The organism is Mesorhizobium sp. M0800, assembly GCF_040320095.1.
Taxonomy (GTDB): domain Bacteria; phylum Pseudomonadota; class Alphaproteobacteria; order Rhizobiales; family Rhizobiaceae; genus Mesorhizobium.
Map to the genome: position 1 here is coordinate 1 of NZ_JAMYOZ010000023.1, position 16,323 is coordinate 16,323.

Below are 16,323 nucleotides of genomic sequence, written 5' to 3' on the forward strand. Positions count from 1 at the left end.
CCTCCCTTGGGGGGGGGTGGGGGTGCGGCCGCCCCCCCCTGCGGTGGGCGACCCCCGCCCTAAACAACCGCCCCTCCCGGGCCGCGTCGGGCCCACCTCTCCCCCCGCTTCGCGGTGGGCGAGGAACCCAGGTTCTCAGAGGTCGAGGGACAGTGCCTCCCTGCCCTGCAGGATAGCGGGGCGCGAAGGAACGCGGCTTTGACTGGCAATGCCGCCTTGCCTGGAAAACAACTAGGCCCGGTAAATCCACTGCTCGGGCACGCGCACCGAAATCTCCTCGCCGGCCGCGATCGTGCCGGGCTTCTCGACCCAGGCGACGAGCCCACGCAAGCGCTTCGCCGACTTCGGGAACAGCAGCGCGCCGGCCTCATGGTCGGCCATCCCGGCATTCTCGGCGACCGATCGCCCGGCGAAGCGGCAAGGCCCGTTCTGCGCATCGACCTTGACGGTCGCGCCGCCTTTGAAGAACAGCAACGTGCCGGACGGCAGCATCGAGAGGCGCGGCAGGCCTTCGATCAGGAGATTGGCGCCGATCCATTCCGGCTTGATCTCGGCGATGCCCATCCGTTCGGCGACGATCGCCAGCTCGTCCGCCGCCACGATCGACAATTGCCGTTCGTTGCGCATCTCGGTGCCGCGCGGATACCAGGGTTCCCGCCCGCCGGAGCGCCGCGTCGTGCCGGCATGGAAATCGCCGTCGATGCCGTCGAAACCGAGTTGCAGCGTATCCACCGCTCGTGTCTCAAAACGATCGAATGATGCGAGACAGAGCGCCGCCACCCTGGCGGCGAGTTTTCGCGACGGGACGATCTCGACCGGAGTTTCGGTTGCGGGAAACATATCCGGCATTGGTTTCATTCCTAGCTACCGGATGCAGTTAGCCGAAGCCGATTCATAGGGTCCAGTCGAAAGCGTTGATGCTCCAATCAAGACGGCTGATACGGGTCGGCACCACCAGCGTTCTGGTTGAATCAGCCTCATGCAAAAGCGTGCCGCATTGCTGCCGCGCTGTATCGGTTGATAATATCGATCAGGTCAAGGCTGCGGAGGTTTATCATGCATCCCGCATCGGCAATCGCGTTGCTGTGGCTGCTCTGGGTAGTTTCATGGGCCGCGGCCGCCTTCTGGGCCGACCGGGCCGAAAAACGCGCCGGCTTCGGGGTGGAGCTTCCATCCCGCGCAGTCATGGTGCTCGGCACGATCCTTCTCCTCATCCCGGCGCACGGTTATGCCGGCCGGCTGAGACTCTGGCTGCCAAACCTTGCCGAAGCGTGGATCTGCGTGGCGCTGATTGCCGCCGGCCTGGCATTTGCCTGGTGGGCGCGGCTGCATCTTGGCCGCCTGTGGTCGGCCACGGTCACCGCCAAGGCCGCGCATCGCGTCGTCGACACCGGCCCTTACCGGCTGGTCCGCCACCCGATCTATACCGGGCTGCTTCTGGCGATCCTCGCCACCATGGCGGCGAAAGGCACGGTCTGGGGCGTTGCCGGCGCCATCCTCATCACCGTCGGCATCGTCATGAAGGCAAGGCTGGAGGAGCGTTTTCTGCGCGGCGAACTGGGTAGCGCTTACGACGACTATGCCAGGCGCGTTCCGATGCTGGTGCCGTTCGCGCCGAGCTGATGCATGTCGCCCAAAAGCATGCCCTCGGGCTTGAACCGAGGGTGTGCAGCGGTTTTGGGGACAACGACATGCGTAAAACAAAAATCTAAAGCATGCGCAATAGCGCGCCGCCGATCGAGTAGCCGGCGCCGAAGGCGCAGAGCAGGCCGTAGTCGCCGGCCTTCATGTCGGCATGGTTCTCCGACAGGGCGATGATGGCGCCGGCGGCGGCGGTGTTGCCGAGGCGCTCCAGCACCATCGGCGCGCGGTCGTGGTCGACGTCATGGCCGAACGACAGTTTCAGGATCATGGCGTTCATCCGCGCATTGGCCTGATGCAGCCAGAAACGCCGGATCGCCTGCGGCGTCAGCCCGTGCTCGGCCAGGAACTCGACGATGAATTTGTGGCCGGCAACGGTGACTTCCTTGAACACCTTGTTGCCGATCTGCTTGATCAGATTGCCTTCCAGATCGATCATGTACGGATCGTCCTGGGTGGCGCGGGTATAGTAACCGAGATTGGTGCGGATGCTGTTCGACATCTGCGTCCAGGCACGCGTGTCCAGCACCTCGAAGCGGCCCGGCCGCTTCTCGCCCTGGGCAAGCCCTTCGACGATCATCGACACGGAAGCGTCGCCGAAGATGAAATGCGTCTGCCGGTCGCGAAAATTGAGATGCCCGGTGATGATCTCCGGCGTCGTCACCAGCACGCGTTTATGCGCCCCTGCCCGCACCAGATTGACCGCGATGTGCAACGCCGCCGCCGCCGAAGAGCAGCCAAGCCCCATATCGAAGCCGGCGCCTTTCGTGCCCAGCGCCTGCTGCATTTCGATGGCGATCGCCGGATAGGGCCGCTGATGGTGCGAGGCCGAGCAGATCACCAGGTCGATGTCGCCAGGCTTCAGCCCGGCATGATCGAGCGCCTTGCGGGCCGAAGCGATGCCGAACTCGGCCTCCAGCGACAGCGCATCGTCGGGCCGCGCCGCGAAGCGCGGCGCCATGCGGGCCGGGTCGAGGATGCCTTCCCGTTCGATGACATGGCGGGTCTGGACGCCCGAGGCATGGACGATGAAGGCACTGTCCGATTTCTGTAGCAGCGGCTCGCCCGACACCTCGCGGCGGACGTTCTCCATGTCCACCCAGGCGTTGAAGCTGGCGACGAGCTCCTCGTTGGTGATCGAAGCTTCGGGGATTTCAACGCCGATGCCGCTGATGATGACGCGATGCATTTCCAGTTCGTCCCGTGCGCAGGCGTTGCGGCTTCATGTCGACGCCGCAAAAAGCTCGGCGCAACCTCTTTTGCACCTAGCCAGTTTATGCCGGCTTAAATCAAGTCCCTGGGACGGGTCTTTACCAGGCGCAGAGCTTGGTATTGGTCTGTGGGTTGTTCCAGCAGGCACCGTCATCGCGGCTGCGCACGAATTGCCCGGGCAGCGACACGTTGCGGCGGCCGAGATTGACATAGCCATAGGCAAAACCCGGTCCGTCGATTTCCAGGACGTAGGTCGGATAACCCGGCGCCGAGATGCGAAAGCTGCCGGCATCGTCCAGCGCCCGATAGCTGCACGAGAAATAGCCGTCGTCGCTGGTGAAGCAGCGCGCTCGCTTGGCCTCCGCCGATAGAGACAAGGCAAGCACAGCGGCCGCACAAACGCTGCCGCCGAAACCCATCTTTTTCAGTGTCATCATCCACCCCCATGGCCCATGAAGGGCCTTATCCCTGCCCCAGCGAGATGCGCATGACGGCGAAAGCCGGTCAAGCATCCGCTGCTGGCTGTTTTTGGGTGTAGCTAAGAGTTTCTAAGCGGAACGCCGCGCCACGATGAAGAGACGGGGAAAGCGCAGCAACACCTTGCCGCTTGCCGTTTTCGGATAGGCTTCGCTGATCCCGGCCGTGTAGCACTTCAGGAAAAGCTGCCGCTCGTTTTCGTCGAGCGGATCGAGGAACGGCTTCAGCCCCGTCGATTTCACCCACTCGACGATCGCCTCGGCATCGGCCAGCGGATGGTTGTAGATCGTGTGCCAGATATCGAGCCGATCCGAGAATGGCGACAAAAGGTCGTAGTAGAACGCGACCGGCGGCAGCGGCGCGCGGGCCGCGCGCTCGAGCTTTTCGGCGAACGGCATCTCGGCCGCGGTCTCCCGCATCAGCCGGTGCGAAGGCTCGCCCATGTTGTCCGGCATCTGCACGGCAAGCGCGCCGCCGGGCGCCAAAAATCCCATCAGCCGCTGGAAGACCGCCGGATGCTCCGGCAGCCACTGAAACACTGCATTGGCAAAGATCACGTCGACCGGTTCGTTCGGCTGCCACGCCGCCGCATCCCCCAGCGCAAGGGTGACGCCGGGCAGGCGCGCCTTCGCCTTCTCGATCATGTCGAGGGAGGTATCGAAGCCGCTGATCTGCGCCTGCGGCCAGCGCTCGACCAGCAATTCGGTCGAATTGCCCGGCCCGCAGCCAATGTCGACCACCCGGCGCGGTTCCGGCACCGGCACCTGCGCAACGAGATCGCGCGCGGGGCGGGTGCGCTCGTCCTCGAACTTCAGGTAGAGGGCGGCGGACCAGTCGGCCATCTTGGTTCCTCAGATCATTTGAGAATTCGCCGCCCTGTAAATGTCTTACCGCGTCAGCCGCTTATACGTCATCCTGTGCGGGTTGACCGCTTCCGGGCCAAGGCGGCGGATCTTGTCCTGCTCGTAATCCTCGAAATTGCCTTCGAACCATTCGACGTGGCTGTCGCCCTCGAAGGCGAGGATGTGCGTCGCCAGGCGATCGAGGAACATGCGATCGTGCGAGATGATGACGGCGCAGCCGGCGAAGCTCTCGAGCGCGTCTTCAAGTGCAGCCAGCGTTTCGGTATCGAGATCGTTGGTCGGTTCGTCGAGCAGCAGCACATTGCCGCCGGTCTTCAGCATCTTGGCCAGATGCACGCGGTTGCGCTGGCCGCCGGACAGGTTGCCGACCTTCTGCTGCTGGTCGCCGCCGCGGAAATTGAACGACGCGCAATAGGCGCGGGTGTTGGCTTCGAACTTGCCGAGCTTGACCACTTCGGCGCCGCCCGAGATCTCTTCCCAGACCGTCTTGGTCGGGTCGAGCGCGTCGCGGCTCTGGTCGACATAACCGAGCTTGACCGTCTCGCCGACGCGGATGGTGCCGGCATCGGGCTTTTCCTGGCCGGTGATCATGCGGAACAGCGTCGTCTTGCCGGCGCCGTTCGGGCCGATGACGCCGACGATGCCGCCCGGCGGCAGCTTGAATTCGAGATCATCGATCAACAGCGTATCGCCAAAGCCCTTCGACAGGCCCTCGACCTCGATCACCACATTGCCGAGCCGCTCGCCATGCGGAATGACGATCTGGGTGTCGCTCGGACGCCGCTTGTCGGCTGCATCCAGCAGATCCTGGAAGGCCTGGATACGGGCTTTCGACTTGGTCTGCCGGGCTTTCGGGCTGGACTGGATCCACTCGCGCTCGCGGCCGATCGCCCGCTGGCGCGCATCGTCCTCGCGGCCTTCCTGCTTGAGCCGCTTGGCCTTGGCTTCGAGATATTTGGTGTAGTTGCCTTCGTAGGGGATACCGCGGCCGCGATCGAGCTCGAGGATCCAGCCGGTGACATTGTCGAGGAAGTAGCGATCGTGGGTGATGATCATCACCGCGCCCGGATAGGCCCGCAGATGCTTTTCCAGCCACGCCGTCGTCTCGGCGTCGAGATGGTTGGTCGGCTCGTCGAGCAGCAGAAGGTCGGGCTGGCGCAGCAAGAGCTGGCAAAGCGCGACGCGACGGCGTTCGCCGCCCGACAGCTTGGTGACATCGGCCTCCTTGGGCGGGCAGCCGAGTGCCTCCATCGCCATCTCGACCTGCTGTTCGAGATCCCAGAGGTTGAGCCGGTCCATCTCGTCCTGCAGCTTGGCCGACTCGTCCGCCGTCTCGTCGGAATAGTTCATCATCAATTCGTTGTAGCGCTCGATGATGGCGGTCTTGGCGGCGACGCCTTCCATGACGTTTTCGAACACGTTCTTGTTCGGATCGAGCGCCGGCTCCTGCGCCAGGTAACCGACGGTAGCACCCTCGGCCAGCCAGGCCTCGCCGCTCCACTCCTTGTCGATGCCGGCCATGATCTTGAGGATCGTCGACTTGCCGGCGCCGTTGGGACCGAGGATGCCGATCTTGGCGTCCGGATAGAAGGACAGATGAATGTTCTCGAGCACCTTCTTGGTGCCGTAGGCCTTGTTGAGGCCGGCCATGTGATAGATGAACTGGCGTGCCACGCGCGCTTTCCCTGAAAAGTCGACTGATGTCGGATTGAATGGAAGTTGGGGGCTATGTAAGCGATGCGGCCGCGAACGGCAAACAGTTTTGGCCCTGGAGCAATTCCAGGAAAAGCGTGAAACGGTTTTCCGTCCGGAATTGCGTCAAAACAAAAAAGATGGAGCGGTTCAGCGGTTCCGTGAAACGATGACCCGCTCCAGGCGGATTTGGTCGCACCCACAAACGCTTAGCCGCTTCATTTCGTGCCGGCGCCCAGGCGAAAGCTCCGGTTAACCATTCCGCGTCAAACAATGTTGGATGGGAAATCGCTGGCAGCCGCGATTTCGGGGAGAGAGATCGGGCCGTGTTGAACAGTTTCCTGCTTTTTGCCGAAGCGGTTCTCTATTTCGGCATCATGGTCACGCTTTTCCGGTTCAGGGGCCGCATCGGCCTCGGCGTCTTTGTTTGCGCCCTTGGCGTCATGCATTTCCTGGAAACCTATCTCGCCAGCGTCTTCTACGTCGCGCTGCCGTTCGGCATGGTATCGCCGGGTTCGGCCGTGCTGTTTTCCGGCAAGCTGGTCATGCTGCTCCTGCTCTACATCAAGGAGGACGCGGCAACTGTCCGGCAGCCGATTTACGGCCTGCTGCTCGGCAATGCCCTGATGATCGGGCTCGTGCTGATCCTGCGCCTGCACGACATCGCACCGCTGCCCGACGGCAAGCTTCCCGACATCGGCTTCATCGACGAGATGGGCTGGCTGATGGTGTGGGGCACGACGCTGCTGTTCGTCGACGCCATCCTGATCATTCTGCTCTATGAAAAGCTCGGCAAATATCTGCGCAAGGCGCTTTTCACCCGCATCCTGGTCTCCGTCGCCTGCGTGCTCACCTTCGACCAGGCAGGCTTTTTCACGGCGCTGCATTTTGTCACCGGTGCGCCGGTCGCGGTGTTCTTCGGCGGCTGGTTCGCCAAGATGGCAGCGGCCCTGGTCTACGGCACCATGCTGGTCGCCTATATCAGGTGGTTCGAGGCGCGGCAGGTGCCGGCGCCGCGCGGGCTTTCCGACATTTTCGACACGCTAACCTATCGCGAGCGCTATGAGGCGCTGGTCGAGCATGTCGGTCGCGACGGCCTCACCGGCCTCCTGCACAGGGGGCGCTTCGACAGCGATGGCGAGGCCGCCGTCGCCGCCAGCCTGCGGACCGCCAGGCCGCTCAGCCTGCTGATCATCGATGTCGACCACTTCAAATCGATCAACGACCGCTTCGGCCACGCCGAGGGAGACAAGGTGCTGAAAGCCCTGGCGATTTTGCTTGGCGAACTTGTCGGGACCGAAGATCAATTGTTCAGGATCGGCGGTGAGGAATTCGCCATCCTCGGCTGGCGTCCGCAGCCGCTCGCCAGGCTGCTGGGCGAAACCGTCAGGCAAGCGGTCAAGACGTCCGCGAGCACCAGCCGGTTCGACATTACCGTCAGCGCCGGCATATCGACGGTCAGCGAGACGACCCGTTGCCTTGCCGATCTCTTTGCGCTGGCCGACCAGCGTCTCTACAAGGCCAAATCGACCGGACGCGATCGCGTTGTCGGCGAACCGGGCGGCAACGAAGCAGACGCCCGCAACACATGGACCAGGCCGGAGCGCAGCGCCGGCGCGTAACGCTACCCAGGCCTGCGATTGGCTCAATCAGGATTGTTTGCGCCGCTGCCATCCGCCGATCGCAACCGAAACCGCCATCAGCGCGATCGCCAGCCATTTCAACGCGGTAATAATCGGGCCGGCTTCGATGTCGTAGGCAATGAACAGAAGAATGCCCGGTACCAGCAGGCCGCAGAGCACGAGCGTGATCCGGTTGATCTGCCATGACACTTTTGCCGCAAGCGCCTGGTCGCCGGGCACGGCGACAAGCGCGGCCCGCATTGCCTTCGGCGCCACCAGCGTGGTCGAAAGACGCAGCGAAATCGGCAAGCCGATGCCGATGATCAGGAAGGCGCATGCCGCCAGGAGCAGCGAAAACTTGATCGCACTGGTTTCGGCCGGTACCGGGAACAGCAGCGCCGCCAGCGGCAGGAAGACACAGAATATCCCGAGCGCGGCAATGGCGATGAAGATCGCCGCGTTGACCAGCGTGAACAATTGGTAGGTGCCGCCGCCGACGGGTTTGGCGAGCGTGGTCATGCGCGCCCACTCCACTTCGGTGTAGGAAAAGCCCGGCCACTCCATATGGCCGTCGCGGATCGCCGTCATGCCCTTGGCCCAGAACGCCAGCCGCGCCAGCGCGCCGCCCGTCATACCACTCATCGCCACCCCCTATGAATGATGCCCCCGGGATCATACCATCCCCGGTGCAAAGCGACAGTCGCGTACGGCCTGTTTACTGGAACCCGACGGCATCGACCGCGCCCTTCGGGCAGCCAGCCTTGGCTGTCGGCGCCGAGGCAGGCAGCAGGGCACCGAGCGAAGCGTTCGAAGCGATCGGGCCGGTCAGGCCGAGCGTCAGTTCGCCGATCAGCCGCCTGCCGTTCGAAGGATCGACCACGCAGGACACGCGGACCCGGTCGCCCGCGCCTTTGCCGAAGGCACTGTCGAAGGTGCTGCGGATCTGATCGGACGTGAGCTGCTTGCCGACGCTCTTGGTGAAGAGATCGCGCACCGGCGACGCGTTCACCGCGCGCATCAGGTTCAAGGCGTCGGCGAAATACTCCTGCTGGCTCTTGCCGTAGCAGGTGCCGTGCTTGATCCATTCATGCCTTTCGAGGGCGGATGCGGTGCCCGGCATCACCTGGTCGAGTTCCGCTCGCGTTTTCGGGTCAAGGGTTACCGGCGGCAAGTCTCGCCAGTGCGCCGGATCGTCGTTCGCCTTGTCGCTTGCGGCGACCTGGCAATAGAAATTTCCGTTCGGCTGCGGCCACAACCCATGCAAGGTGAAGTGGGTCGCCTCGAAACCGGCGGCGGTCTGCGCACGGCATTCGGCCTTGCTGGATTTGGTCTCGCAGAAAGCCGGCTGCCAGCTCAGCGCGAAGACATATTCCGGCTTTCCGGACGCCGATGGCTTGTTCGGCTCGGCAGGCGCCGGTGCAGCCGGCATCGTCGACGCGCTGCCGCCCGAAACACGACCGCAGCTGATCTTGACCCAGCGGCGCTCCGGATCGGCGCCCGGCACGCGAATGAGATAGTGCGTGGGCGCGTCCTTGTTGCCGGCTAGCAGATCATAACTCTGACCAGCCGCGGTTGAGACATTGCCGGGATTCTTGCCGCTCTTGATCGCCTGCGTTGCCGGACAGGCGGCATCGGCGACGAAAGAGCCGGTCATCTTCACATCGGCCCGTGCCGCGCTTGCGCCAGCAAACGCAAGAAACACCGCCCCCCATATCGCCCAAATCCGCATTCCGGCACTCCTCGTGATTCACGCCGCAAGCTAGAAACTTGCGACATGTCAGAATTACGATTTCTTTCGCCGGCCGTAAAAACAATCGCCAGCGCATTGAGACGGCTCCCGCGTGGTCGATCAGGATCCGCCCGCCTCCACCCGTTCCGTCAGGGTGCGCAGCAGATCAAGCGAGGCTTTCAGCGCGTCGGCGTCCATACCCTCCGAAACGCGGTTCGCCCAAACATGCTGGCGTGTGCCGATATTCTTGACCGCTGCCCGGCCGGCATCGGTTATCGACAACAGCTTGGCGCGGCGATGCGCCGGGTTGTCGGCGTAGGCGGCAAGCCCCTCCGCAGCCAGTATGTCGGCCAGCCGCTGTACACTCTGACGGGCGAGACCCATGTCGCGGGCGATGTCGGCCACAGATTTCGGCTCCTTCAAAACTGCACCCAAAACCTGCCAGCGCGCTGCCGTCAGCCCGGTTGGAGCGGCCAGACGGTCGGCCGCATCCAGAAAACTGCCGTTCATCCTGAACACGGCAAGCACCAGTTCGGTGAGCACATTTGCCGCTTCGGTCCTGGTCGTCATTTCTGGCCGGCCTCGATGGTCGCGACGAAATTATTAACGGCTTCGGCTACGACCTCGGGCTTGTCAAGCATCACCCAATGGCCGCTGCCCGCCACGATCTGGCGCGGAATGTCCGTGCGCAGCCGGTAGAGCGCGGCTGGAGTGTCACTGGCCTCGGTAGCCAATACGAACATAGGCCCGCGATACGCATCGAGTGCCGGCTCCGGGTTCCATTCGGCCAGTGCCTTGCCGACACCTGCCCTCGCCGCCGGGTCGACCACTGCCGCATCGGCCAGAACACGCTGGCGAACAGCCGCGTTAGGGCCGGCAATCGCCGTGTAATAGGCGTTCAGGACATCACGGCCTTGCGGACCGGCCAGATCGCGGACAAAGCCGTCACGAATCGCCTGCGGCAGCGCACGAGGATCGGTCGCCGGGTCGACGAGCAAGACACCGGCGACCCGGTCGGCATGGCTGGCGGCATAAGCGAGCGCCACGCCACCGCCGCCGCTGTGCGCGACAATGAGAAACCGCTTCAGGCCAAACGCGTCGGCCACGGCACCGACATCCATTGCACGACCGTCATAACCATAGTCACCGTCCTGCGCCGGCGCGGAGGCGCCATGACCGCGAAAATCGAAGGCTACCGCCTCGCGGCCTTCGACGGAGAGCTGCATCACCCGGTCCCAGTGGGAAGCGCGGCTGCAATCTCCATGCAGGAACATGATCGGCAGGCCATTGCCGGCGTTGATCCTATAAGTGGCAAGCTGGCCTTGCGGGCCTGGAACAGTGGACGTCATCATGGTTATCTCCCTGGTTTCCTGACTGAACGCAGCAATCCCTGACAACAGGGTGGCCGTCGTGAAGGCGAAGCCCGCCAGCAAGATTGCACGCCGCGAAATGGCCCCGGTGGTTTTCATAGTCATACCCCCAATCTGCCGCTGACCATTTGACAGTATGCTGTCATGCAATCACATTGACAGCATGCTGTCAACTACGTCGAAGGGTACCCTACGTCCCTTGACGTCGATCGCTGCGTCGCCCAACAGTCGCCGACGGGAGCGAGACATGCCATTTGACAAGCAGAGGATGCTGGCATCGCCGACCGGCGCCGAGCTCAACCTTTATGTGAAACACGCCATCGGCCGACCGCGCGCCATTGTCCAGGTCAATCACGGGTTGGCCGAGCACGCGGCGCGCTATGCCCGTTTTGCCGATTTCCTTGGCGAGCGCGGCTACCAGGTCTACGCGCACGACCACCGTGGCCACGGCGCCACCAAGGCGCCCGACGCGCCACCTGGCAGGTTCGCCGATGCGGATGGCGGTGCCAAGGTCATCGCCGATGTCGCCGCCGTCCATGATCTCATCGCCAGGGAACAGCCGGGCCTGCCGGTCATCGTCTTCGGTCACTCCTTGGGCGCGTCGGTCTCGCTGAACTTTGTCCTCCGCCACTCGGTGCGCATCCATGCCGCCGCGATCTGGAACGGCAATTTCTCGGCCGGACTGCTCGGCCAAATCGCGCTGGCCATGCTTGGTTGGGAAAAGTTCCGGCTTGGCTCAGACGTGCCGTCGCGCCTGCTGCCCCGGCTGACGTTCCGGGCCTGGGGCAAGGCGGTGCCCAATCACCGGACGCCGTTCGACTGGCTGTCGCACGATGCCGTTGAAGTCGAGAAATACATCGCCGACCCGCTTTGCGGCTGGGACGCATCGGTGTCGATGTGGCAGGACATCGTCATGATGACGCTGCATTGCGGCAGCGACCGCAATTTTTCCGGCGTGCGGCGCGACCTGTTCGTCAATCTGGTCGGAGGCGAGCAAGATCCGGCCTCGGACGGCGGCAAGGCGGTCAGCCATCTTGCCGGCCGGATGCACATGATGGGTTTTTCGAATCTCGTTTCAAAGGTTTACGCCAAAACCCGCCATGAAAGCCTGAACGAGATCAACCGAGACATTATCATGGAGGATTTTGCCGCCTGGGCCGACCGCGTGCTGAGGGCACAGTGATACTGGCCCATTGCAAGGGCCGTGACAGCGGCGCGCGGGATTGATAGAGGCTGCGCTTTCGATCAACCACGGTGATCCATGACTGAGCCTCCGCTCAACGGCATCCGCGTCATCGAACTCGCACGCATCCTCGCCGGGCCATGGGCCGGACAGCTGCTTGCCGACCTCGGCGCCGACGTGATCAAGGTCGAGAGCCCGGACGGCGGCGACGACACCCGCAAATGGGGACCGCCCTTCGTCATCGGCCATGACGGCGAGAACCTTTCGGCCGCTTATTACCATTCCTGCAACCGCGGCAAGCGCTCCATCGCCATCGACTTCTCGACGCCCGAGGGTGCCGAGACGGTGCGCCGGCTGGTCGCGACATCGGATGTGCTGATCGAAAACTTCAAAGTCGGCGGACTGAAGAAATACGGCCTCGACTATGACAGCCTGAGGAAAATCAACTCGCGGCTGATCTATTGCTCGATCACCGGTTTTGGCCAGTCGGGACCGTATGCGCCGCGTGCCGGCTATGATTTCATCATCCAGGGCATGGCCGGCATGATGTCGATCACCGGCGAAGCCGGCCGCGAACCGCAAAAGGCGGGCGTCGCTATATCGGATGTTTTCACCGGGCTTTATTCGGTCATCGCCATCCAGGCGGCGCTTCGCCATGCCGAGAAGACCGGCGAAGGCCAGCATATCGACATGGCGCTCTATGACACCCAGATCTCGACGCTCGGCAACCAGAACCTCAACTATCTCGTCTCCGGACAGTCGCCGGTGCAGATGGGCAATGCGCATATGAACATCGCGCCCTACGAAGTGGTGCCGGTAAAAAATGGCCACATCATCCTGGCGGTCGGCAATGACGGCCAGTTCGCAAAGTTCTGCGCTGCTGTCGGCCTCGACGAGCTGGTGTCGAACCCTGACTTCGCCACCAATCCCGCCCGCGTCGCCAACCGGGCAAAGCTGCGCGAGCAGATGATCGAGGCGCTGAAAGCCTTCGATCGCGACCCGTTGCTGGCCAGACTTGAGACTGCCGGAGTGCCGGCCAGCCCAATCAACAACATCGGCCAGATGTTTGCCGACCCGCAGACCGTAGCGCGCGGCATGCGGCTCGACCTCGATGACGGCCATGGCAATCTCTTGCCCTCGGTGCGGGCGCCGATGGTCATGTCCGGCACGCCGCTGGTCTATGAACGTCCGTCACCGCGTCTCGGCGAACACACCCAAGAAATCCTTACCGAACTGGAGAGGTCAGGAAAATGAAGACCGGCGGACAACTCATCGTCGATGCGCTCGAAGCCAACGGAACGGACCGTATCTATTGCGTACCTGGCGAATCCTATCTGGCGGTGCTCGACGCGCTGCATGATTCACCGATCCGCACAATCGTCTGCCGCCAGGAGGGCGGTGCCGCAATGATGGCCGACTGCCATGGCCGCCTGACCGGCAGGCCCGGCATCTGCTTCGTCACCCGCGGCCCAGGCGCCACCAATGCCTCGGCCGGCATCCACATCGCGATGCAGGATTCAGTCCCCCTCATCCTGTTCATCGGCCAGGTCGCCAGCCACGCCAAGGGGCGCGAGGCCTTCCAGGAGGTCGACTACGTCAGGTTCTTCGGCGATATCGCCAAATGGGTGGTCGAGATCGACGACGCCGCACGCATACCCGAATTCGTCACACGCGCCTTTGCGGTGGCGACGTCCGGTCGCCCGGGCCCGGTCGTCATCTCGCTGCCCGAGGACATGCTGACCAGCCTCGCCGAGGCACCGGACGCCCGGCATTATACCCCTGTCGAGACGCGGCCTGGCGAAGTCGAGCTCGACGCACTGGAAGTGTTGCTCAACAAGGCAAAGCGGCCCTTCGTCATTCTCGGTGGTACGCGCTGGGACGCGCAGGCCGTTGCACGGATGCGGACGATAGCCGAAGCCTGGTCGCTGCCGGTCGGCTGCTCCTTCCGCCGCCAGATGCTGTTCGACCATCTCCACCCGAACTATGCCGGCGATGTCGGCATCGGCATCAATCCCAAGGTAGCAACCGCCATCAAGCAGGCCGATCTTGTGCTGCTGATCGGCGGCCGCATGGGCGAGATGCCGTCATCCGACTACACGCTGCTGAAGAGTCCCTACCCCGACCAGACGCTGGTCCATATCCATGCCGACGCCGGCGAACTCGGCCGCGTCTACCGGCCAGCGCTGGCGATCAATGCCTCGCCTGCCGCTTTCGTCGAAGCCTTTGCCAGACGCAAGCCGGCCGCAACGCCGGTGTGGGCGGCTGAGGCAGCGAAGCTGCACGCCGCCTATCTCGACTGGTCGACGCCTCCGGAGAGCGGCCCCGGCGCCGTCCAGATGGGGCCGATCATGAATTATCTCGAAACGATGCTGCCGGACGACGCCATCCTCACCAACGGCGCCGGCAACTACGCCACCTGGGTGCATCGCTACCATCGCTTCCGGCGTTTCGGCACGCAGGCAGCCCCCACATCCGGCTCGATGGGCTACGGCACGCCGGCGGCGGTCGCCGCCAAGCAGCTTTTCCCCGACCGCGACGTGATCGCCTTCGCCGGCGACGGCTGTTTCCTGATGAACGGCCAGGAATTCGCCACCGCCGTGCAATACGGGCTGCCGATCATCGTCATCGTCGTCAACAATGGCATCTACGGCACCATCCGCATGCATCAGGAGCGCGAATATCCCGGCCGTGTCGTCGCCACGGACTTGAAGAATCCCGACTTTGCTGCTTTGGCCCGTGCCTATGGCGGCCATGGCGAGACGGTGGAAAAGACCGCCGACTTCGCCGCGGCCTTCGAGCGAGCGCGGGCCAGCGGCAAGCCGTCGATCGTAGAGATCAGGCTCGACCCTGAAGCCATCACGCCGACCCGCACGATGACCCAGATTCGCGACAAGGCCTGACAAAACAGGATGATTGCCCTGTTTTGTCGTCGTGATCTGCCTATTTGGCCTTCTCGATCTGGCCGCGGATCTCGCCGTCCGCGTGGGCCGCGGTGTGGATGTTGACGTAATATTTGCCTGCCTCAAGATCGGTGGCCTGGGCATCAGTCAATGTCGCCGAACCCTTGATCGGGCTCTTCAGCTTGCCTTCGAACGGCACCACCGGATCGGCGTTTTGACCCTTTGCCGCCGGGCCGTGAATGTGTGCGGCCTTCGCCGGCCCGCTGAGGCCGGAATATCTCACGGTCCAGCTGAGTTTCTTGGTGGCGGTGTTGAACCTGAGCGTGGCGGTGCCCTTGCCCTTCGTTGTGACGGGCGGGTTCTGCTGAGCACCATCGAGCGTCGCCGCCATCTTTATGGTTTCGGCCAAGGCCGGTGAAGCAGAGAAGATGGCTGCAGAAATGGCCAGCGCCGAAAGCATCGGCGTGAAGGACTGGATGCGCATGGAAACCTCCGTTGTGACACCCTTGAGGCGGATGCACCGGCACAACGATTTTGCGAGCGGATGTTTCCGCCGGTAACGTTCATTTTACATCCCACTAAAAAGGGGCGGTCGCCCGCCCCTTTTCGTCTTCCAACAGAGCTTGCCTGATAGCCCCTATTTGATGGCCTTGTCGGTGATCGCCGTCGTGTAGGCGCCGGTAGGCTCCTTGCTGATGATCTTCTGGTCGAGCAGCGCCTTGGCGGTGCGCTCGTAGGTCGCCGGATCGAGCTTGCCATCGGCATTGTCGATCAGCTTGGCGACTTCGCCCATCATCCGCTTCTGGTGATTCTCGTCCTGGCCGCCATTGTCCATGACGATGCCGGCCGCTTCGTCGGAATTGTCGACGGCGTATTTCCAACCCTTCATCGAAGCGCGCACGAAACGCACCATCTTGTCCTCGAAGGCCGGATCCTTGAGCTTGTCCTCCAGGGCATAGAGCCCGTCTTCGAGCAGATCGTTGCCCATGGCGGAATAGTTGAAGACGGTCAGCTCTTCCGGCTTGTAGCCGGCGTCGATGAGCTGCCAGTACTCGTTATAGGTCATGACCGAAATGCAATCCGCCTGCTTCTGGATCAGCGGCTGCACGTCAAAGCTCTGCTTGAGCACGGTGACGCCGTCCGGCCCGCCATCGGTCTTGAGGCCAAGCTTGTTCATCCAGGCATAGAACGGATACTCGTTGCCGAAGAACCAGACGCCGAGCGTGTGGCCTTTGAAGTCGGCTTCTGTCTTGACCGGCCCGTCCTTCGGGCAGACCAGCTCCATGCCGGCCTTCTTGAACGGCTGAGCGATGTTGACCAGCGGCACGCCCTTTTCGCGCGCAGCCAGCGCACCGCCCATCCAGTCGACGATGACGTCGGCGCCGCCGCCGGCAATAACCTGCTCCGGTGCAATGTCCGGTCCGCCGGGCTTGATGTCGACGTCGAGGCCCTCGGCGTCATAGAAGCCCTTGGCCTTGGCGACATAATAGCCGGCGAACTGTGCCTGGGTGACCCATTTCAGCTGCAGCGTCACCTTGTCCGCGGCCATCGCCTGGAACGCGGCAAGCGACATCGCGCCGGCCAGCATCGAAACAACAAGTCTTTTCATGTTTTTACCCTCTGAAGTTAGCGCC

Annotated in this window: 16 protein-coding genes; 5 read left to right on the forward strand and 11 right to left on the reverse strand. The window is 63.2% G+C overall.

Annotation, left to right across the window (positions count from 1 at the left end; genetic code table 11):
• Positions 1-231: 231 nt before the first annotated feature.
• A complete protein-coding gene (locus tag NKI18_RS23155; RefSeq protein WP_352456195.1) occupies positions 232-849 on the reverse strand; it encodes an MOSC domain-containing protein in 618 nt (205 codons plus the stop codon).
• A gap of 207 nt (positions 850-1,056) precedes the next feature.
• Here NKI18_RS23155 and NKI18_RS23160 point away from each other — a divergent pair, with 207 nt between their 5' ends.
• On the forward strand, positions 1,057-1,623 hold the full coding sequence (locus NKI18_RS23160; RefSeq protein ID WP_352578735.1) for a methyltransferase family protein: 567 nt from the start codon (positions 1,057-1,059) through the stop codon (positions 1,621-1,623).
• Positions 1,624-1,708: 85 nt separating this feature from the next.
• On the opposite strand, the gene NKI18_RS23165 is transcribed toward NKI18_RS23160, so the two are convergent.
• The 4 genes from NKI18_RS23165 to ettA form a co-directional block, all read right to left on the reverse strand.
• The gene (locus tag NKI18_RS23165) at positions 1,709-2,830 is read right to left on the reverse strand and encodes a beta-ketoacyl-ACP synthase III (RefSeq protein WP_352621784.1); all 1,122 of its coding nucleotides are present in this window, start codon (positions 2,828-2,830) and stop codon (positions 1,709-1,711) included.
• Between the two features lie 121 nt (positions 2,831-2,951).
• The gene (locus tag NKI18_RS23170; RefSeq protein WP_352621785.1) at positions 2,952-3,287 is read right to left on the reverse strand and encodes a hypothetical protein; all 336 of its coding nucleotides are present in this window, start codon (positions 3,285-3,287) and stop codon (positions 2,952-2,954) included.
• A gap of 114 nt (positions 3,288-3,401) precedes the next feature.
• Positions 3,402-4,172 (reverse strand): trans-aconitate 2-methyltransferase, encoded by a 771-nt coding sequence (tam, locus tag NKI18_RS23175; RefSeq protein WP_352578732.1) that lies wholly within the window; start codon positions 4,170-4,172, stop codon positions 3,402-3,404.
• A gap of 45 nt (positions 4,173-4,217) precedes the next feature.
• Complete coding sequence (gene ettA, locus NKI18_RS23180; protein WP_352453385.1) at positions 4,218-5,867, reverse strand: energy-dependent translational throttle protein EttA; 1,650 nt, start codon at positions 5,865-5,867, stop codon at positions 4,218-4,220.
• Between the two features lie 344 nt (positions 5,868-6,211).
• Here ettA and NKI18_RS23185 point away from each other — a divergent pair, with 344 nt between their 5' ends.
• Positions 6,212-7,507 carry a GGDEF domain-containing protein gene (locus NKI18_RS23185; RefSeq protein ID WP_352621787.1) on the forward strand — a complete coding sequence of 432 codons (1,296 nt, stop codon included), beginning with the start codon at positions 6,212-6,214 and terminating at the stop codon, positions 7,505-7,507.
• Positions 7,508-7,534: 27 nt separating this feature from the next.
• On the opposite strand, the gene NKI18_RS23190 is transcribed toward NKI18_RS23185, so the two are convergent.
• From NKI18_RS23190 to NKI18_RS23205, 4 genes are all read right to left on the reverse strand, one after another.
• Positions 7,535-8,149: a hypothetical protein gene (locus NKI18_RS23190; protein WP_156937311.1), complete on the reverse strand. Its 615-nt coding sequence runs from the start codon at positions 8,147-8,149 to the stop codon at positions 7,535-7,537.
• A 73-nt stretch (positions 8,150-8,222) separates the two neighbouring features.
• Positions 8,223-9,236: a ribonuclease T2 family protein gene (locus NKI18_RS23195; RefSeq protein WP_352621789.1), complete on the reverse strand. Its 1,014-nt coding sequence runs from the start codon at positions 9,234-9,236 to the stop codon at positions 8,223-8,225.
• Positions 9,237-9,356: 120 nt separating this feature from the next.
• Positions 9,357-9,806, reverse strand: a complete 450-nt coding sequence (locus NKI18_RS23200; RefSeq protein ID WP_023675882.1) for a MarR family winged helix-turn-helix transcriptional regulator — start codon at positions 9,804-9,806, stop codon at positions 9,357-9,359.
• Entirely contained in the window at positions 9,803-10,588 is a 786-nt protein-coding gene (locus NKI18_RS23205) for an alpha/beta fold hydrolase (protein ID WP_352621791.1), read from the reverse strand. The genes NKI18_RS23200 and NKI18_RS23205 overlap by 4 nt, the downstream gene beginning before the upstream one ends.
• Before the next feature lie 265 nt (positions 10,589-10,853).
• On the opposite strand from NKI18_RS23205, the gene NKI18_RS23210 reads away from it, so the two are divergent.
• The 3 genes from NKI18_RS23210 to NKI18_RS23220 all read left to right on the forward strand — a co-directional run bounded on the left by NKI18_RS23210 (position 10,854) and on the right by NKI18_RS23220 (position 14,689).
• A complete protein-coding gene (locus NKI18_RS23210; protein WP_352621793.1) occupies positions 10,854-11,789 on the forward strand; it encodes an alpha/beta fold hydrolase in 936 nt (311 codons plus the stop codon).
• A gap of 78 nt (positions 11,790-11,867) precedes the next feature.
• Positions 11,868-13,043, forward strand: a complete 1,176-nt coding sequence (locus NKI18_RS23215) for a CaiB/BaiF CoA transferase family protein (RefSeq protein WP_352621795.1) — start codon at positions 11,868-11,870, stop codon at positions 13,041-13,043.
• Complete coding sequence (locus NKI18_RS23220; RefSeq protein WP_352589397.1) at positions 13,040-14,689, forward strand: thiamine pyrophosphate-binding protein; 1,650 nt, start codon at positions 13,040-13,042, stop codon at positions 14,687-14,689. The genes NKI18_RS23215 and NKI18_RS23220 overlap by 4 nt, the downstream gene beginning before the upstream one ends.
• Before the next feature lie 40 nt (positions 14,690-14,729).
• On the opposite strand, the gene NKI18_RS23225 is transcribed toward NKI18_RS23220, so the two are convergent.
• Both NKI18_RS23225 and NKI18_RS23230 read right to left on the reverse strand, forming a co-directional pair.
• Positions 14,730-15,173: a CHRD domain-containing protein gene (locus NKI18_RS23225; RefSeq protein ID WP_352578725.1), complete on the reverse strand. Its 444-nt coding sequence runs from the start codon at positions 15,171-15,173 to the stop codon at positions 14,730-14,732.
• 153 nt (positions 15,174-15,326) lie between these two features.
• Positions 15,327-16,298, reverse strand: coding sequence for an ABC transporter substrate-binding protein (locus NKI18_RS23230; protein WP_352453393.1), 972 nt, complete (start codon positions 16,296-16,298; stop codon positions 15,327-15,329).
• Between the last annotated feature and the right edge of the window lie 25 nt (positions 16,299-16,323).